14 protein-coding genes and 1 tRNA gene are annotated in these 21,379 nt (G+C 45.9%); 10 read left to right on the top strand and 5 right to left on the bottom strand.

Features of this window, described 5'->3' with window-relative positions; translation table 11 throughout:
- The first annotated feature begins 3 nt into the window (after positions 1 to 3).
- Complete coding sequence (locus GWG06_RS21965) at positions 4 to 2,070, top strand: hypothetical protein (RefSeq protein ID WP_235938482.1); 2,067 nt, start codon at positions 4 to 6, stop codon at positions 2,068 to 2,070.
- 175 nt (positions 2,071 to 2,245) lie between these two features.
- Here GWG06_RS21965 and GWG06_RS21960 read toward each other — a convergent pair whose 3' ends face one another.
- From GWG06_RS21960 to GWG06_RS21945, 4 genes are all read right to left on the bottom strand, one after another.
- The gene (locus GWG06_RS21960) at positions 2,246 to 5,473 is read right to left on the bottom strand and encodes a glycosyltransferase family 117 protein (RefSeq protein WP_160716014.1); all 3,228 of its coding nucleotides are present in this window, start codon (positions 5,471 to 5,473) and stop codon (positions 2,246 to 2,248) included.
- Positions 5,474 to 5,688: 215 nt separating this feature from the next.
- Complete coding sequence (locus GWG06_RS21955) at positions 5,689 to 5,982, bottom strand: putative quinol monooxygenase (RefSeq protein WP_160716012.1); 294 nt, start codon at positions 5,980 to 5,982, stop codon at positions 5,689 to 5,691.
- Positions 5,979 to 6,806: an SAM hydrolase/SAM-dependent halogenase family protein gene (locus tag GWG06_RS21950; protein WP_127044316.1), complete on the bottom strand. Its 828-nt coding sequence runs from the start codon at positions 6,804 to 6,806 to the stop codon at positions 5,979 to 5,981. Before GWG06_RS21950 ends, GWG06_RS21955 begins: the two co-directional genes overlap by 4 nt.
- A 255-nt stretch (positions 6,807 to 7,061) precedes the next feature.
- Entirely contained in the window at positions 7,062 to 7,874 is an 813-nt protein-coding gene (locus tag GWG06_RS21945) for an SDR family oxidoreductase (RefSeq protein WP_173962652.1), read from the bottom strand.
- Between the two features lie 221 nt (positions 7,875 to 8,095).
- Here GWG06_RS21945 and GWG06_RS21940 point away from each other — a divergent pair.
- The 8 genes from GWG06_RS21940 to GWG06_RS21905 all read left to right on the top strand — a co-directional run bounded on the left by GWG06_RS21940 (position 8,096) and on the right by GWG06_RS21905 (position 19,207).
- Positions 8,096 to 8,168, top strand: a tRNA-Lys gene (locus GWG06_RS21940).
- 324 nt (positions 8,169 to 8,492) lie between these two features.
- Complete coding sequence (locus tag GWG06_RS21935) at positions 8,493 to 11,609, top strand: RHS repeat domain-containing protein (RefSeq protein WP_160716010.1); 3,117 nt, start codon at positions 8,493 to 8,495, stop codon at positions 11,607 to 11,609.
- A gap of 27 nt (positions 11,610 to 11,636) precedes the next feature.
- Positions 11,637 to 16,037, top strand: a complete 4,401-nt coding sequence (locus GWG06_RS21930) for a DUF6443 domain-containing protein (RefSeq protein WP_160716008.1) — start codon at positions 11,637 to 11,639, stop codon at positions 16,035 to 16,037.
- Between the two features lie 16 nt (positions 16,038 to 16,053).
- The gene (locus tag GWG06_RS21925; RefSeq protein WP_160716006.1) at positions 16,054 to 16,467 is read left to right on the top strand and encodes a hypothetical protein; all 414 of its coding nucleotides are present in this window, start codon (positions 16,054 to 16,056) and stop codon (positions 16,465 to 16,467) included.
- 71 nt (positions 16,468 to 16,538) lie between these two features.
- Complete coding sequence (locus tag GWG06_RS21920; protein ID WP_160716004.1) at positions 16,539 to 16,733, top strand: hypothetical protein; 195 nt, start codon at positions 16,539 to 16,541, stop codon at positions 16,731 to 16,733.
- Positions 16,734 to 16,984: 251 nt separating this feature from the next.
- Positions 16,985 to 17,752 (top strand): RHS repeat-associated core domain-containing protein, encoded by a 768-nt coding sequence (locus tag GWG06_RS21915; protein ID WP_160716002.1) that lies wholly within the window; start codon positions 16,985 to 16,987, stop codon positions 17,750 to 17,752.
- An 85-nt stretch (positions 17,753 to 17,837) separates the two neighbouring features.
- Entirely contained in the window at positions 17,838 to 18,254 is a 417-nt protein-coding gene (locus GWG06_RS21910; RefSeq protein ID WP_160716000.1) for a hypothetical protein, read from the top strand.
- A gap of 365 nt (positions 18,255 to 18,619) precedes the next feature.
- Positions 18,620 to 19,207, top strand: coding sequence for a hypothetical protein (locus GWG06_RS21905; RefSeq protein ID WP_160715998.1), 588 nt, complete (start codon positions 18,620 to 18,622; stop codon positions 19,205 to 19,207).
- Between the two features lie 87 nt (positions 19,208 to 19,294).
- On the opposite strand, the gene GWG06_RS21900 is transcribed toward GWG06_RS21905, so the two are convergent.
- Entirely contained in the window at positions 19,295 to 20,143 is an 849-nt protein-coding gene (locus tag GWG06_RS21900) for a CPBP family intramembrane glutamic endopeptidase (RefSeq protein ID WP_160715996.1), read from the bottom strand.
- 379 nt (positions 20,144 to 20,522) lie between these two features.
- Between GWG06_RS21900 and GWG06_RS21895 the strand changes: the two genes are divergently transcribed.
- A complete protein-coding gene (locus GWG06_RS21895) occupies positions 20,523 to 21,344 on the top strand; it encodes a helix-turn-helix domain-containing protein (protein WP_160715994.1) in 822 nt (273 codons plus the stop codon).
- Positions 21,345 to 21,379 lie beyond the last annotated feature (35 nt).

Here is a 21,379-nt window from a genome sequence, read left to right as displayed (position 1 = left end):
GAGATGAGTAAGAAAACAGGAGCAGCTATCGGATTAATGCTTGCATGTGCCGCCACGGCCATGGCGCAGCAGGCCGACAGCGATATCCGGGTGATGGCCAATGGCAGAAAGGATTCCATAGTAATCCGCTGGGCGCCCGCCACTCCGCAGGTATGGGACCTGGGAAACAAATACGGCTACATGGTAGAGCGTACCCGCTTGTTTAAAGATACGCGGCGCGCCGGCGCTGCGGATACTATCCGGGAGATACTCACGCCGCAGCCATTGAAGCCGCTGTCAGAAAAGGACATGGATAAGCTGGCGGATAAAGATGATAAAGTAGGCATCGTCATGGCGGCCATTTATAATAATACCGCCAAAGCCGGCGGAGCGGGGCCGGCAGCCATCATCGCGAAGAACCGGGAAATGGAAAACCGCTTCGGATTCGCCCTCTTCGCCTGTGATCTTTCTCCTGCTGCAGCCAAAGCTGCTGCGCTGATGTTCACCGATAAGAAAATCATTCCCGGCGAATCTTATCTCTACAAAATATATCCGGCGCAGACGCCCAGAGGCATTACTGTAAAACCCGGTATTGAAGTCATTAATACAGATGAAACACTGCTGCTGCCTAAAATAGGCGGTATCAAGGGAGAAGGCGCGGATAAGACCATCCGTCTCTCCTGGCCGCGGGACCTTACTGCCGGTATTTATTCTGCATACATCGTAGAACGTTCAGCAGATAATAAGCACTTTGTGCCTACCAGCAACCTGCCATATGTAAATGCCAACGAGAAAAATGAGCGGACAGACCGCTACTTCTTTACGGACTCCGTAAAAGAGAATAACAGGCGTTATTACTACCGGATCAGGGGAATCAGTCCGTTCGGGGAAGCCGGTCCGGAGTCCGATGTTATCGCGGTAAAGAGCCTGGCGGACCTGCAGCTGATCGTGGCGGTGGACAGCGCAGTAGTAGTAGATAATAAGAAAGTAAGGCTGGTATGGTCTATGGAGGGAAAGGCCGCTCCGCTGATCCGACAGGTTGTCATCAGCAGGTCCGGCGCAGCCGACGGAGCGTATAAGGAGGTAGCTACGCTGCCTGCCGCTGCTGCAGGGGTATATGAAGATGCACATCCCGAAGTGGTCAATTATTATACGGTGAGAGCGGAATCGGACAGCAGCGGCTATGTATTATCCTTTCCTGCTATGGCGCAGCTGGCAGATATAACGCCGCCGGGAATACCTGCGGGGCTTGCAGCTGCCATCGACAGCAACGGTCTGGTGCAGTTACGCTGGAAACCCAATGCTGATGCGGATATTTTCGGATACAGGGTTTTCCGCGCCAACAGCAGAAGTGAAGAGATAGCGGAAGTCACCCGCGACATTCTAAAGCTGCCTGCCTTTGCTGATACCATTAATGTGCGTACCCTGACAGATTCCGTTTACTATACCGTCATTGCGTTGGATAAGGCTTTTAACGCTTCTCCCTACAGTGTGCTGCTGGCGCTGAAGCGCCCGGATAAGGTGCCGCCGGCAAAGCCGCTATTCACAGTAGCGAGGCAGGATGCCGGCGCTATCCGGCTGAGCTGGGAGCCCAGCCATAGCCGGGACGTAATTTCGTACAGGCTTTACCGGTTGTCTGCCGGCAAGCCTCGTGCTCTCGTACTTTTACTGGAAAAGGATAGCCTGCACATCTCCTCCTGGCGTGATTCATTGCTGGCTCCCGGCGTGTCCTACCGTTATCTGCTGGAAGTGGCCGATGGCTCAGGTAACAGCAGTAACGTCCAATCCGGCGATATCTGGTTTGAACCCGGTATTCGTAAGGCCATCCGTCATATTAATACGGAGGTAGACCGTACCAACCACACTGTCCGCCTCTCCTGGAAGTACGATCAGCAGGAAGTCAGCCGGTATATCGTCTATAAAGCTAAAAAGGGAGAGCCATTGCTGATATACCGCACTATTCCAGCCACCCAGCAAACTTTCACGGACGACGCGCTGCTTATCAACAACATTTATCAATACAAGATTCAGGCGGTATTCAAAGGCGGCATTTATTCGGAGTTGGGAGAAGGGACGGAGGTTAAATATTGAGGGAATTATGAATTAAGAATTATGAATTATGAGTTATAAGGAGAAGACCAGAGCGGATATGCTCTGGTCTTTTCTTTTATGATACTTTAATAATGTTTGATAAAAAGAGAAGACCAGAGCATATCCGCTCTGGTCTTCTCCTTATAACTCATAATTCATAATTCATAATTCATAATTATTTTTTACCCGAGTCTGTTTCTGCAGGCATCGAATCCGTACTTACTTGCTGCAGTCCTTCCTTGTTGCGGTTGGTAGCGCCTGAGCCGAAATCTGTTTTCATGTGCTGTAACCAGGCAATGAACTGTTCGGCGGTCTGACCGTCGCGTTGGAGGTCGGAGGTGAGGCGGCTGGCCGGGAGTGATTTGTAGTAGCGGAGCTGTTGTTCGCAATCACGGATGATTTTGTCGCTCAGCTCATCACCTTTTTTAGTGTCGCCGGCCAGGTAGTAAGCGTAAACTGTTTGCAGGGAAGTGTAGTTATGCATATTGCCCGGAGTGGTCATAGCATAAGGGAAGTTCACTTCTTTGATATTCTGGTCCATGTGCTGGAGTACGCGGAGGGCGCTGTCTTTGGACGTTCCGCCCTGTGTCATGGCTACGCTCAGTCTGGTGAATGCCTGGCGCAGGTAGAGCAACATTTTCCTGTTAGGCTCATCGAAGTAGGTGCCTGCCGTCTGGGCGCCACCGAAGGCGAATTTAGTCATCAGGTTATCGTACATCACCCCTACATTGGCGTTGATATCCATGTTGAGCGGATCGGTAGCTGTTGGTTTAGGCAGTGGCACCAGGTGGTAAGCCAGACCGTCGGTCTGCAGGTAATCATTCAGGCCGAGGTCAGTAGGGCTGGTAAAGTAGATAGGTCTTTTCCAGTTATTGGTGGCAATGATGTCATACACGGCGAGGTCATTTTTCAGCAGGTAGCTTTTAGATATTTTGATCGGTACCTGTGGTAAAATGCGGGCGCTGTCTTTGGCGCCTACCACACCGTATTTAACTACTTCGTCCTTATTAACGGGGATGAAGAGCTGACGGGTAGGGAGGAAGTTTTCGGAACCGCCGTCCTGTGTATTTACTTTATTGTTCGGATCATCGCTGCCCATGAAATCCATGATGTCTTTCAGGTTGAAGTATTTATCAGCAGGGATGTTACCCGGATCGAAGAAGCGGATGAAGTTGCGGTTTTCGCCCTGGTATTTGTCGGCGGTCCAGCTCATGGGTACGCCCGGGCTCTGGTTCACCATTCTGCGTTGCTGATCGATGTACCAGTCAACACCGAGGAGGCTGAGGTTGATAACGCGTATATCCGGACGGATACCTTCCACTTCCTGGGCATACCAGAGAGGATAGGTATCGTTATCGCCAACGGTGAACAGGATTGCGTTCGGCTGGCAGGATTCCAGGTAATCTTTTGCGATATCTCTGGCGATGGTTTTGGTAGAGCGGTTGTGGTCATCCCATTCCTGAGCGGCCATGAGTACCGGTACAGCCAGGAGGCAGAGTGCGGTAGCCAGCACAGGGGAGAGGGCGCTTTTCGTTTTCTTCAGCAGGAAGTTATAGACGCCAAGTACGCCAAGACCGATCCAGATAGCGAATGCATAGAAGGAGCCTACGTAGGCGTAGTCACGTTCACGCGGCTGGTTACCGGGTTGGTTCAGGTACAGTACGATGGCGATACCGGTGAAGAAGAAGAGCAGTGATACGATGAGGGTATCTTTCCGGTGATGATTATACTGGAAGAAGAAACCGATGATACCGAGGATGAACGGCAGGAAGAACAGGCGGTTGTGCGCCTTGTTATCTTTCAGACTGTCGGGCATCATGCTCTGGTCACCGTAGATGAAGTTATCAATGAACGGGATACCGGAGATCCAGTTACCGTCGCGTACGTTGCCGTAGCCTTGCGTATCGTTTTGTTTACCGGCGAAGTTCCACATGAAGTAGCGGAAGTACATGAAGTTCATCTGATATTGGAGGAAGAACTTGATATTATCACCGAAAGAAGGTTTTTCGTTTTGTTCGAGGCCCAGCCAGGTGCGGTAGAAATCGGCGTGGCCCTGGTCGTTGCTGGCATCCCAGACGCGGGGGAAGAGCATCATGTCTTCTTTGGCGTAAACGGGTTCCATTTTTTTACCGGCCACTTCGTATTTTTTGGCTCCGCGGGCGTAGATGTTGCCGCCTTCATTATATTTTTCCGGGCGGGCAGTGAAAACCTGACCATAAACCAGCGGGAAGTCACCGTATTGTTCACGGCCGAGGTACCCTACCAGGGAGATCGGGTTATCTACGTTGTACATATCTACAGATGGGTTGGCAGTGGAGCGTACCATGGTAGTGATGTAGGTAGAGTATCCCAGGAGGGTGAAGAGTACAAAGAGGATGGTGAGTCTGCTGAAGTGCAGCGTTTTTCCCGGATTGAGCTTGACCCCCAGTGTTTTCAGGATGGTGGGGATGAGCAGGAAGAAGCCGGCCAGCAGTATTTTCACGAATACGGTACCGCCGCTGGCGTCATTGTAGGCGGGAACGAGTATAACGGACGCGATGACGATCAGCGGCGCGTATAAACCCAGTTTGGGTTTTCTGTAGCCGAGGACCAGTATCGCGATGATAGCAGCGAAATAGAAGATAAATCCGGAGAAATAGCCCATGCCGAGGTTATTCACGAAAAGCACGTCCATATAGCCGGATGCTTTAACGGTGTCCTGGATAAGATATTTCTGGATCATGCCGGTGAGGGCGCAGCCGATGAGGAAAGCCCAGAAGGTGCCCCAGCCGGTAACTTTGAAGCGGCGGAAGTAGTACACCATTACCATGGCCGGGATGGTAAGGAGGTTGAGCAGGTGCACGCCGATGGAGAGACCGAGCAGGTAGGCGATCAGTACAATCCAGCGGTCGGCGTAGGGTTCATCCGCTTCATGTTCCCATTTGAGGATGGCCCAGAATACGATAGCGGTGAAGAAGGAAGACATGCCATATACTTCACCTTCCACAGCAGAGAACCAGAATGAATCAGAAAAGGTATAGGCCAGTGCACCCACGGCGCCTGCGCCCATAATAGCGATCATTTTTTCACGGGAGATCTCTTCACCGGCTTTTACCATCAGACGACGGGCAAAGTGCGTAATTGTCCAGAAGAGGAACAGGATGGTGAAACCACTGGCCAGGGCGGTCATGGTATTTACGCCCAATGCAGCCTGAGATGGTGACAGGAACATGCTGAAGAGTCTTCCGAGCAAAACGAACAATGGTGCTCCGGGAGGGTGGGGGACCTGTACTTTATAAGCACTTGAAATAAACTCGCCGCAGTCCCATAAACTGCCCGTAGCCTCCATAGTCATGATGTAAACAAAGCAGGCTATGATGCAGATCACCCAGCCAACGATGTTGTTGGTCCTTTTAAAATTCATAAGGTTGTTTTAAGGTCCGACAAAAATATAAAAAGTAGCAAATTATGCTAATCTGTCGAACAGTTTTAACTTTTCGTAAATATCTTTTGTGTTGTCAGCTAACCCGCTGTTGTTCAATGGCCTGCCGGCGCGGGGTTTCCGGCCGGGGTGGTGAGGCGGCCTGCATCGAAAGTTTAATCTTTTTTTAATCTGGCAGGGCGCTATGGGCGCGGGTTTCAAAGGCTGGCGGCTACGTTGACCGACCAGGCTTCGGGTTTAGCGTTGAACAGTACTTTGGTGGCGGCCCAGGTTTCGCGGAACAGGTCTGAGTGCCGGTATATTTCCAGTTCTTCAGCCGTATTCCACTGGCTGAAGGTGAAGAAGGTATTTCCGGAGGCCGGGTGTTCCCACAGTTCGAGGTGGAGGCATCCGGGGAATTGCCTGATCTGCTGTTTTTGTTGGGCAAAGAGTTCCCTGAAGGAATTTACCTTGTCGGGGTGGAATTCCATTTTGACGAGTCGGTTGATCATTGAAAGATGATTCTTACAGTTTGGTAGTATGAAAGTTGCTGGTAGCCGGTGGGCTGGGTAAGTTGGTCCCGGCGGAATCCCTGGAGGCCAAAGAGTCCGGCAGCATTACCTTTATTGATAGCTATTTCCAGGTATCCGGCGGCGTTGAAGAGGGCCAGTTTCTGTCCTTCGGGCACATCGGCGTAGGTTTCGCTGATCTGGCTGATAACTTCGTTGCGGCGGAAGAATATCTGGAAGCGGCGGTTTTTGCACTGGGCATTGAACTGCTCGCGGGTGATGTTGACCACTACGTTTTCGAAGCTGTCTATATGGATGATCTGTCCTTCGATGAAATCGTCGCCTACGAGTGGCTGCAGGTTATTTTTCACATGGATCTGCTGCGTGAGGGGCGCAATTTCGCCGAGGGCTTTCCCGCGGCTAAGTTCGCGGGCGGCTCCTGCCAGCAGTTGTATCATGGTGAAGGTGTTTTTTGGTGCATCTTTCGGCAGTGATATTTTCACGACCTTTTCGGGCATTCCTCCGGCGATCATGGTGAGCAGGCCATTATCGGCGCAGCCGATGTATTGTCCGTTGTGTTCTGCTACCAGCACATGTTCCGGCTTGCGGTCAAATAAATTGATCAGTACAAAGTGGAAGGTGCCGAGCGGGAAGTAAGCGAAGGCGCTTTTACAGATATAGGTTGCCTGCGGCAGGTTGAAAGGGCTGATGTGATGGGTTATGTCCGTAACATGACATTCCGGGCAGTAATGCCAGAGCTGCCCTTTGATGGCACCTACCAGGTAATCCTGCATCCCTATGTCTGATGTTAATGTTATAATGGACATGCCAGAAAATCTAAATCCAAATCCCAATGCACTTAATACACATTTCAAATCCCATATGCGCTAACAGTTCCCGGTATCACATTCAAATGGCAAATTCATTGTTGTCGCTTTCCTTTCAAAAAAGATGCCATGGGGGTCAGCAATGCAATCTCATTGCAAATAAAGACAAAAATACCGATGGGATAGTAAATTAGGCGGAATTTTTTATTATCCTGTCATACTAACGTTAACGGCTAAGGCGAAACGATTGTTTAATCATCTGAGCGGAGATCCGGGTTCTTTTTTAAAGTGATTGTAAGCGATATGGTCCAGCCATGCCGGGAAAAGCTTGCTGAGTAATACAGTGAGTCTGCCTTGCCTCGTAAGCACCAGCGTACGTTTTCGGTTGACGATGGCTTTCACGATAGCAGCAGCGGCAGTTTCCGCGCTCATGAGTTTATCTTCATTCAGAGGTGTTTCACTCTGAGGGTGTCCGTGCGGATCCAGTGCGGTATTTCTGATATTGGAGGTGGTGAAGCCGGGGCATACCCACATCACGTTAACGCCTGTGTGCAGATTTTCTGTGCGCAGGGCTTCCAGAAATCCCTGCATGGCGAACTTGGAGGCAGAATAGCCGGTACGTGCGGGCAGTCCCCTGTATCCGGCAATGGAAGATATGCCGGCAATAGTGCCTTTGTTTGCCAGGATAGAGGCATATGCATACCTGGTGCAGTAGACAGTGCCCCAGAAATTGATATCCATCACGGATTTCACCACGCTCAGCTCCACCTCACTGAAAAGGGCGCGCATCGAAATACCTGCATTGTTGATCAGGATATCTATCTTGCCGAAACGGGCAATAACATTTTCAATAAAGGTTTTGCAGTCGCTTTCCACGCTTACATCCGCCGCTTCGATATACAGGGAGGGATGATTGATTTCATTTTTCAGTGCTTCCAGCGCAGGCAGCCTGCGGCCGCATACGGCGACAATGGCGCCCCGCCGCAGTATCTCTGTTACAAGCGCTTTCCCGATACCCGACGAGCCTCCGGTAATGACTACCGTTTTATGTTGCAGATCAGTTTTCATGGATGAAATTTATGCCCTGCAAAAATAGGTCAGAACAGGATAGTAACAGCAAATTATTATAGTACAGATACAGATGTGTATGGAGGTGTAAAGAAAAAATTTCCGCTGGAATGCTTTGTGGTGTTGGTTTTTATTAATGTGGTTTTCTTTTTTTGAATAAAAACTTGTTTAAAAATAAAATATTCCTATTTTTGCACCCGCTTAACAGCAATACAGTAAAGGATTCCGTAGCTCAGTTGGTAGAGCAATACACTTTTAATGTATGGGTCCTGGGTTCGAGTCCCAGCGGGATCACAAGGTGGGACAAGTCTTCGACAAGGCTTGTCCCATTTTTTTTTGAATAAATCTGAACTGTTAGAAGAGATGTTGCGGACAATCCGGCGATGGATAACCATGTACCTGTCAGGATAAGATCCGAAGCAGTAAATAATGAAATCTGATATTTTTTAAGTTACTTACATGTCAGAGAACAGCAATTGATTTAACCCGTTTTTATTATCACCTTACCGTATGAAAATTTTTCTTTCAAAAAGACGTAGTGTAGCTTTTTTTTGTTTGTTGTTGTTATGTAATGTTTTAAATTCCTTCGCACAGGCTGATCAGAAAAGTGACCTTCCGGTGTTTGTGCCACCATCACCCAATGCCGCTGCATTAGGGAAGTATGGAGATATTCCTGTTGGCTTATATACTGGCATTCCCAATATCAGCATCCCCCTTCATAGTATTAATGTGGGGAAATTCTCCATGCCGCTTTCTCTCAGCTATCATTCCAGCGGATTGAAGGTAGAAGAACTGGCCAGTAACGTAGGACTGGGCTGGTCAATGAATGCTGGAGGTGTTATTACACGTACGGTTCAGGGAAAACCGGATGAGTCTTCCATGGGATATTGGAAATATGGGAACCTGGATCCCAGAACACAGACAAGTTTCAACGTTCTTCTGTTCTGCAATGGCATATATGATACACAACCGGATATGTTTTATTTCAACTTCTGCGGACGCAGCGGGAAATTTGTGATAGACATGACACCTGAACACAAGGCACATATTATACCATTTCAGGATTTGCTGATTGAGCACGATCCTACCCTGAAAACATTCCAGGTGACAGATGAGAACGGAGTGAAGTATATTTTTGATCAGTCAGAAAGCACGATGGTGGAACCTGGCGGCCAGTCTGTCTATAACTACAAATCCAGCTGGTATCTGTCGAAGATTATTACCCAATCCGGCACTATTGAACTGAAATACGACCCTACGGAGGATTTAACTACTGTTGAACAGGAGTCAGCTGTAGATTATATACGTGACGCCGGGAATATTGGCAGATGTACTCCCCTTGAGAGAAGCAGCAGTACAACCGTTATCACTACCGGAAGTAAGGTGCTGACAGGTATTACTACTCCTCTTGAGAATGTTCGTTTCTTTTCATCCAGGAACAGACGGGATATTACTATGGCATCAAAGCTGGATTCGGTTGTTGTTTCAGACTACAACGGACAGGTGAAAAAGCGCTATAGACTTGCATACAGCTATTTTGGGAACAATATTGATGTATTCAGACTGAAGCTGGACACCGTTGCCCAACTTTCTGTAAAGAATAACAGCGCATTGCCATATATACTGGAGTACTACACGCCGGATAAAGTACCGGCCGTTAAATCATATTCGCAGGATTACTGGGGATTTTATAACGGAAAGTACAATACCAACCTGTTGCCGGAAGTTGATCCCCGGATATGGGGCAGAGGTTTTGATGCAAGCGGGGCGGATCGTGAGCCTGATCCGCAGGAAGCGCTGAGCGGTATGTTAGGAAAGATCAGGTATCCTACTGGCGGAACATCTGCTTTTATATACGAAGGGAATGATTATGGTTATAACCAGAGCGCACCATTGAATGAGAGGGCAGTATTGAATTTAACTGCCGCGACCTCCGCTTCAGCCATTTCAAAACGTAATACCCGACCATTTAAGATAGAATATAATCAGTCTGTAATTGCATTCACAAGCGGGGATTACAGCGGACCAGCTTCTCCGGAGGATGGCCCTTCTGTGTATCTGTCAAAAATCAATAATGATAGCAGCAGAACCGTTATCTTCTCAAGAGTGATGATAAAATCGAATGCCAAAACTTTATTAGAGCTTGATGCAGGCGATTATGAAATTACTGCTGCTGTAGATGGCGCCGGACAAAAATCAGGTATAACTATTGATTATACCGCCTTCAGGAATATTGGTGATGGAAAGGATTCTGTTAAATCCCTGCCGGCATGCGGGCTGAGAATAAAGCGTATCATTAATAGTGACAGCGTAACCAATATACATACCGTAAAGGAATTTATTTATAAAGATCTGGAAGACGCTATGAGGTCTTCCGGTAACCGGGTTTCTGCCTACAAATTTGTGGAATGGAAAGAAACGCATAGCAGGGATTGTAAATTTGTGCAACGGACCAGTTATTCCAGTAATTATCTGGGCGCCACACAGGGAAGCCCGATCGGGTATTCCCAGGTTACAGAACGTATTACGGGTACCACAAATGGTACAAAGACTTCCTATTTCACTAAATCTTCTAACACAGATGCCCAGTTGTACGCCATAGGCCCTCCCAATAGTGAAGGGTTATCAAATGTAAGGCTGAATGGAAGAACGGCTAAAGCGGTGACTGACATGGATATTTACAGGGGATATTTATCGGGGGAGAAATATTTTGACAGTAATAATAAGCTGGTGAAAGAAATAGCTACCGGCTATAATTTTGGTAGTGGTCCCGGGAAACCCAATTATTATGAACTGAATGTAAAACAACCTTTTTCATTCTACGTTTGCGGTAAGTTCTGTGGTAATTGCGATCCTACAGCTCCTCCCGGCTCTCTTCCCTGTGATGGCTGGACACTGAATAATTATTCCTTTGCAGAAAGCCGTATTATTTGCCCTTGGGTTTATAAATTATGGACAATGGAAACAACCTATGGTCCGGCGCAAGCTGATTTCATACAGAAAAGGGATACTTTTTATTATGATAATCCGCAACATGGACTCCCTACCCGTATTGTTACCACTTCCAGTACCGGGGATACACTGCTGACCCTGACCAGGTATCCGCAGGATAGTATTCCTGAACTGGAGCCATCCGCTATGGCTGCCAGGTATAAACTGGCTCAGTTACACTTTTCTGCTACCCTGCTGAAGCAGGCGTCTTACAGGAATAGCCGGCTGCTGCGTGAAACTTATACCAATTATAAAATATGGCCGTCAGCATTAATACTACCGGAAAATGTGGCGTCGCATGACCTTAATTATCCATTGGAGAAACGGTTGGTTTTTTCCGCTTACGATACCCTGGGGAATACATTGCAGCAAGCTAAGCATAACGATGTGCAGGAGGTCTACCTATGGGGGTATAAAGGACAGTATCCGGTTGCCAGGATAGTTGGGAGCGATTATAATACGGTAGTGTCAAAAATTAATACAGCAATACTTGACAACCCATCCGGAGATCAGGTGGTTCGTGATGAAATTAATAAGCTGCGTAATGCTTTTAAAGGAACGGAAGTATTAGTGAGTACTTTTACCTACTCTCCTTTGACAAGTGTAACCAGTGAAACAGATCCTGCGGGTAAAGTTACATACTATGAGTATGACGACTTTGGCAGATTATCAGTCATACGCGATACGAATGGCAAGATATTGAAATTGATTTCCTATAACTATCAGGTTCCACCGGCGCAATAAATGAGAACTTTTGTCAATCAGTATTGTATGTATATCCATCCCTATATAAAAAACGGCGTACTGTTAATCCTCGGCGCTTTTACCGCGCTGCACACTTCAGCACAGCTCAAACCTGATGGCAGTAGCATTCCTGCAGCTACCGCAGTGCCATTGCCAGCAGGCTATAATTCCCCGCAGATAAACTACATCCGTATATTTGAGCCATCGATGCCTGCAGCCGATCCGACGGCAGTTTCCGCTGCTACCGATGTGAAGGCCGTAAAACAAACCACACAGTATTTTGATGGACTGGGTCGTCTGATACAGACGGTGAACAAGGGCGCCAGCGGCGGCAGTACGTCGCGTGACCTGGTGACACCGGTGGTCTATGACAGCCTGGGGCAGGAACGGTATAAATACCTGCCGTATGTTTCTTCTGCTGCAGATGGAAAATTCAAGCAGCAGCCTTTTACGGAGCTGAATACTTTTGCCGGCAGCCAGTATCCCGGAGAGAAAATATTTTACTCAGAAACGGTATTTGAGGCTTCCCCGCTGAACAGGGTGTTGAAAACCATGGCTCCTGGCAACAGCTGGGCAGGCAACGGGCGGGGCGTTTCCAGCGATTATCAGATTAATACAACGGCAGATGCAGTGGTCATCTGGTCGGTACCTGTCAACGGTATTATTCCTGTTAAATCAGGCATGTATGCTGCCGGGCAACTGTTTAAAAATATCACGACAGATGAAACCGGCAACCGGGTCGTTGAGTTCAAGGATAAAGAAGGACTGATAGTACTCAAGAAGGTGGAACTTCTGTCCGGCTCCGCGGATGGGCATAATGGCTGGCTCTGTACCTATTATGTGTATGACGATTTAAACCTGCTGCGTTTTGTGATTCCACCTAAAGCCGTGGAGCTGATGAAGTCTAACTGGGTTGTTTCCCAGCAGATCGCTGATGAACTGTGTTTCCAGTATCAGTATGACGGCCGCAGGAGAATGATCACCAAAAGCGTTCCCGGCGCCCGTTACGCCACAGAGATGGTATACGACTTGCGTGACCGCCTGGTATTTACCCGTGATGCCAATCTCCGGACGCAGCAGCAACCACAATGGCTGGCTACCTTCTATGATAACCTGAACCGGCCGGTAATGACTGCGCTGTATAACTCCGCAGTTACCCGCGATGCGCTGCAGACAAGCATGAACGGCAGCACCGGCACACAGCAGGTGGCATATACTTTTCCCGGAACTGCAGATTTATATCTCAATCAGCATGATGGCAGCCCGGAATACAAGGCCACCAACAGCGTAAATCTGGAAGATGGCTTTGATACCGGTGCTTCCGGAACGACCGATGTGTTTACGGCGCCTGCGGCCAATGCCGGCAGTACTACTATTGCCGCTACTAATGCGCTGCCTGGCATTACCCCTTCCCAACTTACGCCGCTGACCTATACTTTTTACGACAAGTATAATTATACGGGGGCCCTTCCTGCGGTGATAGCTGATTTTTCAAAGCTGCAGGCAGGTAATAATCCGTATGCAGAACCGGTAAGCGCGGTGAGCAGCGCCACTACGGGACTGGTTACCGGTAATAAGGTACGTGTGCTGAATACAGACATCTGGCTGACGACCAGTATTTATTACGATGATAAAGGCCGCACTATACAGCTTGTCTCCGATAAAATGAATACTGGTAAGGAAGTTGTTTCCACGCTGTATGATTTTAACGGAAAAGCACTTAGCACCTATCAGTCTATCAATAATCCGAAAAGCAAGGTGGCAGCTGTCACCAGCCTGCTGACCGTAACGGACTACGATGCGATGGGCAGGGTGACCGGTATCCGCAAATCCCTGAATGGCACCCCGCTAAAGGACATGGTGCAGAACAGTTACGATGACCTGGGGCAGTTAAAAACAAAGACACTTAGTAATATAGAATCGTTGGATTATGATTATAACATCCGCGGGTGGCTGAAAGGGATCAACAAGGAGTTTGCAAAGGCCGGTGGGCAGGGGCATTTCTTCGGTACGGAACTGCATTACGATTACGGCTACACGCAATCGCAGTTCAACGGCAACATCTCCGGCATTACCTGGAGAAGTAAGAGCGACCAGCAGTGGCGTTCCTATGGCTACCGTTACGATGCGGCCAACCGCTTGCTGAAAGCAGATTTCACCCAGAACAACAGTGGCTGGAACACCAGCGCCGGCTATGATTTTACCGTTACCATGGGAGATGGCGCTACTGCAACATCTGCCTATGATGCTAATGGTAACATCCTTGCCATGATGCAGAAGGGAAGGAAAGGCGCAGGCAGCGCTGATATAGACAGATTGAGTTATACCTATCTGCCCAACAGCAACAAACTACAGGGTGTTATTGATAATGCAAATGATCCTTCCTCTGCACTAGGAGATTTTAAAGAGATCAATGGTCAGGGTAGCAATGACTACAATTACGACGACAACGGCAACCTCACACAGGATGATAACAAGAACATCAAAGCAGGCGGGATTAGTTACAACCATCTGAATCTGCCCAGGCAGGTAGCTATCAAGGGAAAAGGAACTATTGCCTATCAGTATGATGCTGCAGGGAACAAGTTGCGTAAAACAGTTACAGACAGCACTGCTTCCACACCCAAAGTGACAGTAACAGATTACATCAGCGGCCTGGTGTATCAGAATGATACATTGCAATTCATTCCTCATGAGGAGGGCCGTATCCGGGCTTTTGCGAAAGCAAATCAGCCGGTGACTTATTTCTATGATTACTTCGTAAAAGATCACCTGGGTAACGTGCGGATGGTGTTAACCGATCAGCAGGATACCAGCATTTATAGGGCTTCCATGGAAACCGCTGCTGCACCTGTAGAAAATGCCTTGTTCAGCAATGTGGACAACACCCGTTTCAACAAACCGGTAGGCTACCCCGCAGATCAGTCTTCCGAGCCTAATGAATTTGTAGCTAAGCTCAATGCAAAATCCGGCGGTCAGAAAATAGGTCCCTCTCTGGTACTGCGTGTAATGGCAGGGGATACCGTCTCCATCAACACGCAGGCGTTTTACAAATCCACCAGCCCTCAGCAGAACAACAAGTACCCGCTGGCAGAAGACATGGTTGCCGATCTGGCGCGGGCCTTCAGCAGTCCCGGTACTGATAACAGCGCCCACGGTATTACAGATGCAACCGGAACAACACCATTCAATACCAACTTCTACAACAATGATTACCGGAAATTACAGGAGAAGAACCAGGACCAGCCACAGGCAGATAAACCGAAGGCGTACCTGAATTTTGTTTTATTCGACGATCAGTTTAAATTAGTAGAAGAGAACAGTGGGGTGAAACAGGTGAAAGCCACTCCTGATGAACTGCAGCAGTTAGGCACGGAGAAAATGACAGTGGCGAAGAGCGGCTTCCTGTACGTATATACTAGCAATGAAACTCCGCAGGATGTGTTCTTTGATAACCTGGTAGTAGTGCAGAATGCAGGGCGGATGCTGGAGGAGACGCATTATTATCCGTTTGGGCTGACGATGGCGGAGATTAGTTCGAATGCGTTGAAGGGGAGTAACTATGCTGAAAACCGTTTGAAATACAATGGTAAAGAACTACAGTCAAAGGAGTTCGGAGATAATTCGGGGCTAGAATGGTATGACTATGGAGCGAGGATGTATGATCAGCAGTTAGGGCGGTTTGGTAAGATTGATAGATATGCAAGGCTGGCGGAAGATTTTTCTCCCTATCATTATGCTAATAATAATCCTCTTCTGTACATTGATATTAATGGTGATTCTACTGTACCGGTTAATCAGGTTAACTGGCCTAATTTTGATACCAAAAATAATGAGATTGGATTAAGTACGGTTACGATTACACCTAACTCCGGATCAGATCAGTCAAGTAGTAATACAACAAGCACTACGGCTTCTTCTTCAAATTCGAGTTGGTATACATGGGGTGGCAGGGGGAATTATGTGTATGGAAACACCACTTCTGTATTGGAAACGCTACCGGGTACATTTAGAATTACTAATGGCGTTCAAAGGCAATTTAGCCCTAAATATTATAATAGTGGTTGGATAGGAGGCAGTAAAGCAGGTATTAGAACCTATAAGGTAGCTAGGTGGGCAAAAGTAGGAGGAGTACTAAGTTTGGCAATAGGGACGGCTATGGATATTAAAGCTGTTAATAATTATTATAAGAAAGGAGCAGATGATCCGAACACAACACACCCTGCGAAAGCGGGATTGAATTTAGGTATGGGAGTTTATGGATTATATTATAATCCTCTGGCCGCAGGAGTTTATTTTGGTATGGATTCTTTTTATCCTGGTGGTTGGCCCGGTTATGCAAATGATTATGAACAGTTGCAGAATGCGAATCAGCAGATATTAGGAGACGGGTTTATAACAGCTCCGTTTGGAGCGTTAAAGCAATAATGGTTAATTTGAGTTTATGATGTTAAAAAAGGGGTATAGATATTTTTTTTATAAGATGTATAGATTTGCTGAAAATGCACCATCCAGATGGTGGAGTGAGTGGAAGGCAATGTTATCTGTAATTGTCCTTGAGATAATGCTTCTTATGACACTGGAAGGATATTTTTCAATTATATTTAAGCATGATATTGTTCCTGGATATGATAATTTAGTAACAATTATACAAGCAGTTGCAATTACAATTTTCAACTACTTTTTTTTTCTGCATAAAAACAAATGGAAGTTTTATATTAAAGAATTTGATAAGCAATCTAGAAAACAGCAGCTTATAGGAGGATTAGTTGTTTGGTCGCTAGTATTTTTAATTTTTATGAATTTGATTTTTATGTTTTATCTAATGAGTAGAATAGATTGGTCTTTGTATAGATAGGGCCATATAGTTTGCTGTAAAGCGTACTTATAAAGCCGCAGGTGTTCAGCACTTGCAGCTTTATAGATTATATGCTTTATGCGCTTTGTAATCGCGTAAGTAGGTATGCAAAAAGCGGTGGTCAGAAAATAGGTCCCTCTCTGGTACTGCGTGTAATGGCGGGGGATACCGTCTCCATCAACACGCAGGCGTTTTACAAATCCACCAGCCCTCAGCAGAACAACAAATCTCCGCTGGCAGAAGACATGGTTGCCGATCAGCGTTAGTACTATCGCACTTCCGTCCGGGGATAGTGGGGGAGGGCAGAACATAGGCTGAGCGATAGAACTATGGCCAAAATAAGAATATAAATTAGCATCAGTAACACATCAGCTATCCTCGGACGGTGACCTCGTTTTATGACCGGTTAGATTTTTTTTCTTTCATATGAAAAAGTAAAATCCATTATTTTTCGTGGGTAGAAGTTCTTTGAGCCCGTTGCTGGAAGAGGCACTATTATTATCCGTTTGGGTTAACAATGGCGGGGATTAGTTCGAATGCGCTCAAAGGGACGAATTACCCTACCAATAAGAATAAGTTCAATGCCATTGAACTAAATAGCGATCTGGATTTATATTCTTATGAGGCACACTACCGGAATTTAGATCCTCAATTGGGTAGATGGTGGCAAATAGATCCCAAGCCCAATGACGCAATATCACCTTATGCAGCTATGGAAAATAATCCGATTCGTTTTAGTGATTTTTTAGGTGACACTATTATATTTGATAAATCCACGACGAAAGAGTTTCAGCAAAATTTTAATAAAGCAATTGCCTTTCTTAAAGAGAATGGAGTTGGAGACTTTTATGACCAATTATCCTCTTCCAGTAAGATATATAGAGTAAAGGAGTTTGAAGGTACGAATGGCTCATTTCAAGGAGACTATACACGTGATGAATCTGGTAATATTGTAGGAGGAGGGAATGGTGGTACAATATCTTGGAATCCTTATAATGGGAAACAAACAGAAACGGATGCTTTTATCTCGCCTGCAACTGTACTTAATCATGAATTAGATCATGCGGCAGGATACGACACAAACCCTATGGAACAGCGGAATAATGTTAAAACACAAGATGCTGAATATGGTAATAAAGAAGAGAGAAGAGTGATAACCGGTAGTGAGCAGAAGACAGCAAAGGCGTTAGGAGAAACGAAACCAGGGCAGGTTACGGGAAAAGTCACCAGTTTAAAAATCAAATTATGGTGTCTGATCCAACTTCAAATAAGGGGCCAATTATAAGCCCTTACTATAATCTGGGCGGAGTAAATGTGACAGCACCAGCCATTAAGAAAAAGAAAAAAGACTAAAATCAAAATATAATAATATGCAGAATATAGTTATAAGTACAATTTTGATGATTTTTTTAAATACTTTTTTTACTATTTATGGTTACGGTCAATCTCAAAAGACGGTTACTGGAGCATTTATAGAGTATGAGGATTTTGGAACTAGTACTGTTGAGGATGTACATTGTGAGTTTTTTAAGGCAGCATTCACCGGAACAATTAGGCGCGTAGATGTAAAGGATAGCTTTGATCTTAAACGGCTTGCTGGTTACGTTAATAAATTTAAGGTGGCTAAACCCAGGTCTATAGATGTTCGGGTGTTATTTACCTTTTGCTATACAGGAACAAAAGAAGAGTATTGTATGGATCGTTGGGGGCTTTTTGTGAGTAAGAAAACAGGTAAGTATTATAATAATAAATTATTGACAGATTTTATCTTGAAAAGATGTCAATAGAGGAGTTTTACAAACGCAGAACAGCCGCAGGTATAGATCTGTGGCTTTCTTATTGCAATACATTTTTGATTTTTCTATTAGCAATGAAGAATCGAGGAGCTCATACACGAATATACAAAACCGATCTTCCAGGAAAAGAATTAGTTTTTTGACTTTACGACAAAGAATGCTAATGGATTGAACTATTCAAGATTTTTAGTTTTTTATAAAGGGAGGAAAGCTGGTATTTTAGAATTGCATAATAAAGTTGATCAGAGGTCGTTTTTGAAAATATCTAATCCAATTACAGCGTCTTTGGATTATTGAGATAAAAATGCGGGTAATAGAGGAGGTCCTTATATCAACTTAAGTAATTAATAAAAGTGATGTTAAGATTAGTAATAATTGCCATTTTGGTAGTAAGTTGTGGCAACCCATCTGCCAGTAATTGGCTTAAACTGCAAATGGGAGATAGAGATACATTATTATCTGATACTTTTAAGCGAAAAGAAGTTATTGCCTGCAGCTTAGTTACTGAAGAAGATTCTTTGTATAAGAATAGTATTTATTCTTATAAAGATATTATTGATAATAAAGTCCGGATATTAAGAAAGATAAATAAAAGGCTTGAAGGTTCTTCCGAAGCCGGAGAAGCTGTACTTTATCTGTCAGGAAAGGATACATTGAAAATGAATATTACCTTTTATGGTGAAACAGGGAAAAGTATATATGTATTTTATCTTAGAGATGGACATCCAGTTCTTTATATCGGCACTACAAACGTTTATAATGAGCCAGTCAATATATCTAAGGATGTAAAAGTAGACAGTACTACTATTGATAAAATAGCCCTTCGTAATAATGTTATTGTTAGCTGGATTCAAAATGGAAAAAAGGTTAATGATAACAACGAAGATAAAGGAAAAGAGGTAAGAGATCTTTATAACGAAATCAAAAATCTTCTGAGGCCATAGAATTTTTTACCGACACACTTTATGTAATACTACCCAGGCTGATATTCTACCGATCTCACTTATTCTCACCATAACAGATAACTTACATTACCGCTGCTCTGATAACTGCAATGGCGCCGCAGACCGCCGCTTCACTAACCGCTGCAGCAACCAGATCATAAACAGAATAACCACTACACTCACCGACTGTTTAACAATAAAGTAAAACCAGCTGCCGGAATCATAGGTAGTGATGTACAATGTTTTTTCGCCGGCAGTTTTACCAAAGATGAAAATGTCTGTCCAGTTCCATCCCAGGTGGATGCCCAGGGAAAGATACATGGAACCGCTGCGCAGCAGCGCTGTAGAGAACAGGAGATGTCCGAGGGTGATATAAACCAGGAAGATCATCATGACTACAGGCTGACCAAAAAGGTTTTTATTGACCCAGTGATATACTACAAAGAGGAGTGCGAATATGATCTGCGCTGTTCTGACATTGGTAATGGCTTTCGTTTTCATAAAGCAGTATCCGCGGAACACCAGTTCTTCCAGCAGTACAGATGCAAACAGCTGGTAAGCGCCCATCAGCAGGTAAAGCGTATTTACTTTCGGATCAGGGGATATGGAAAGCGGAGCGCCGGTGATAAGGCTGATCAGTATGATGGTAATACTGTAGAAGAGCAGGGAAAAGATAAAGCCCGCCGGGAAATAAAGCAGGTGTCTGACGCTGGGATTCAGACCCAGCGCTGAAAGCCCCCATCCATCCAGCCGGTATAAGCCCCAGGTGATGAACAGCATAATCAGCGGCATGGCATAGGGGAAAACAAAATTTCCGTTAGATAAGATCTCAATATATTTTGTGATAAGGCCGCTGATCGGAAAGGCTAAACCAAGACCAACGATGAATAGAATATATCTGCTGGCAGCATTAGATTTTTGGTTGAATTTCTGCATACGTTTTCTTAATGCGCGTTCTCGTGAAATGGTGTGTAGCGCTACAAATATAAGGAACGGTAATAAAGAAATATCAGGTAAAAGATTGAAAAATTCTTTTTTTGTTTTATACTTTTCATGTTCATGTATTTTACCTTTGAGTGTCAGGAAGCTCAGATAACTAAGGAGTATCAATTTAGCATCTGAGAAGGCGCCGGCATTACGTTAACGGTTATACGCAGATGAAAACTTTGTACCTGTTACAGGAGGTATGCGAAAATGTGCTGACAGCTATCATCCGTATTGCCGGCATGTCCTATTATATGGTTCAGGGCACTGAACCTCGGAAATTACCCTTTTCAGTTTTCCATCGTATCTTGCCTTCCATATCCGTTCCATCATGTACCACCAGGAATTTCCTCCTCCTGAAGCCCTCCGCGATACCATCAGATGCTTTTGGTACAACAGCCGGGACTTTGGAGAGCAGCCATCAGATTTTGAAGTGATGCCCGACGGCTACGCTGAAATCATCTTTCATTTCGGCAACCCGTGCTATATTGCCGTCAACGGACAACCGCAGTCTTTACCTCCGCTGTTTATGATGGGACTCCTCAATCAGCCGGTGATATTAACTACCAGCGGCCGTTTCGAAATTATTGCTGTCAGATGCTACCCCTGGACCGTATTCGATTTACTCGGACTCACTTCGGGTAATGACAGTGTACGCATATTTGAACATCCTGTTGCCGGTCTGTATCCGGTATTAAATACCCTGGTGGCTTCCGGTAAGATAGCAGAAGCAATAACACATGTACAGGAATATTTCCTGCAGGCGCGCTCGCAGGTGGCTATGGACAGCATGCTGTTCAGGGCTGGTGTAGCCATGCGGAAAGCCAATGGCGCCATGCCTGTCAGCGAAGTGGCTGCGGCTGCACATGCTACCATGCGTACACTGGAACGGCGTTTCAGGAAATCGTCCGGCTATACCGTGAAAGATGTGTCCGGCCTGATGCGCTTTGAACAGGTACGTAACCATCTGTGGCTTCACCCTGATACCCGCCTGGCCGGACTGGCGCATGAACTGGGATATACAGACCAGGCTCACCTGAGCCGGGAATTTAAACGTTACAGCGGCACTACGCCGGCGGCATTTGCACGGAAAGCAAGGAAAAGCAGACTGCATACCAGTAACAATAATTTTGTCGCGTTTATACAAGCCTGAGGAAACAGCATGACCGAATTTTGTGCTACAATCAT

Origin of the sequence: Chitinophaga solisilvae (assembly GCF_009928525.1) — a bacterium.
In the GTDB taxonomy this organism is placed as follows: domain Bacteria; phylum Bacteroidota; class Bacteroidia; order Chitinophagales; family Chitinophagaceae; genus Chitinophaga; species Chitinophaga solisilvae.
Note: the sequence above shows the minus strand (reverse complement) of the source record. Positions and strands in the feature narration are given on the sequence as shown.

What these genes read in the sequence shown, in the direction of transcription:
- GWG06_RS21965 (WP_235938482.1), top strand. Translation starts at nt 4, where the DNA reads ATGAGTAAGAAAACAGGAGCAGCTATCGGATTAATGCTTGCATGTGCC.
- GWG06_RS21960 (WP_160716014.1), bottom strand. Translation starts at nt 5,473, where the DNA reads ATGAATTTTAAAAGGACCAACAACATCGTTGGCTGGGTGATCTGCATC.
- GWG06_RS21955 (WP_160716012.1), bottom strand. Translation starts at nt 5,982, where the DNA reads ATGATCAACCGACTCGTCAAAATGGAATTCCACCCCGACAAGGTAAAT.
- GWG06_RS21950 (WP_127044316.1), bottom strand. Translation starts at nt 6,806, where the DNA reads ATGTCCATTATAACATTAACATCAGACATAGGGATGCAGGATTACCTG.
- GWG06_RS21945 (WP_173962652.1), bottom strand. Translation starts at nt 7,874, where the DNA reads ATGAAAACTGATCTGCAACATAAAACGGTAGTCATTACCGGAGGCTCG.
- GWG06_RS21930 (WP_160716008.1), top strand. Translation starts at nt 11,637, where the DNA reads ATGTATATCCATCCCTATATAAAAAACGGCGTACTGTTAATCCTCGGC.
- GWG06_RS21925 (WP_160716006.1), top strand. Translation starts at nt 16,054, where the DNA reads ATGATGTTAAAAAAGGGGTATAGATATTTTTTTTATAAGATGTATAGA.
- GWG06_RS21920 (WP_160716004.1), top strand. Translation starts at nt 16,539, where the DNA reads ATGCTTTATGCGCTTTGTAATCGCGTAAGTAGGTATGCAAAAAGCGGT.
- GWG06_RS21915 (WP_160716002.1), top strand. Translation starts at nt 16,985, where the DNA reads ATGGCGGGGATTAGTTCGAATGCGCTCAAAGGGACGAATTACCCTACC.
- GWG06_RS21910 (WP_160716000.1), top strand. Translation starts at nt 17,838, where the DNA reads ATGCAGAATATAGTTATAAGTACAATTTTGATGATTTTTTTAAATACT.
- GWG06_RS21905 (WP_160715998.1), top strand. Translation starts at nt 18,620, where the DNA reads ATGTTAAGATTAGTAATAATTGCCATTTTGGTAGTAAGTTGTGGCAAC.
- GWG06_RS21900 (WP_160715996.1), bottom strand. Translation starts at nt 20,143, where the DNA reads ATGCAGAAATTCAACCAAAAATCTAATGCTGCCAGCAGATATATTCTA.
- GWG06_RS21895 (WP_160715994.1), top strand. Translation starts at nt 20,523, where the DNA reads ATGTACCACCAGGAATTTCCTCCTCCTGAAGCCCTCCGCGATACCATC.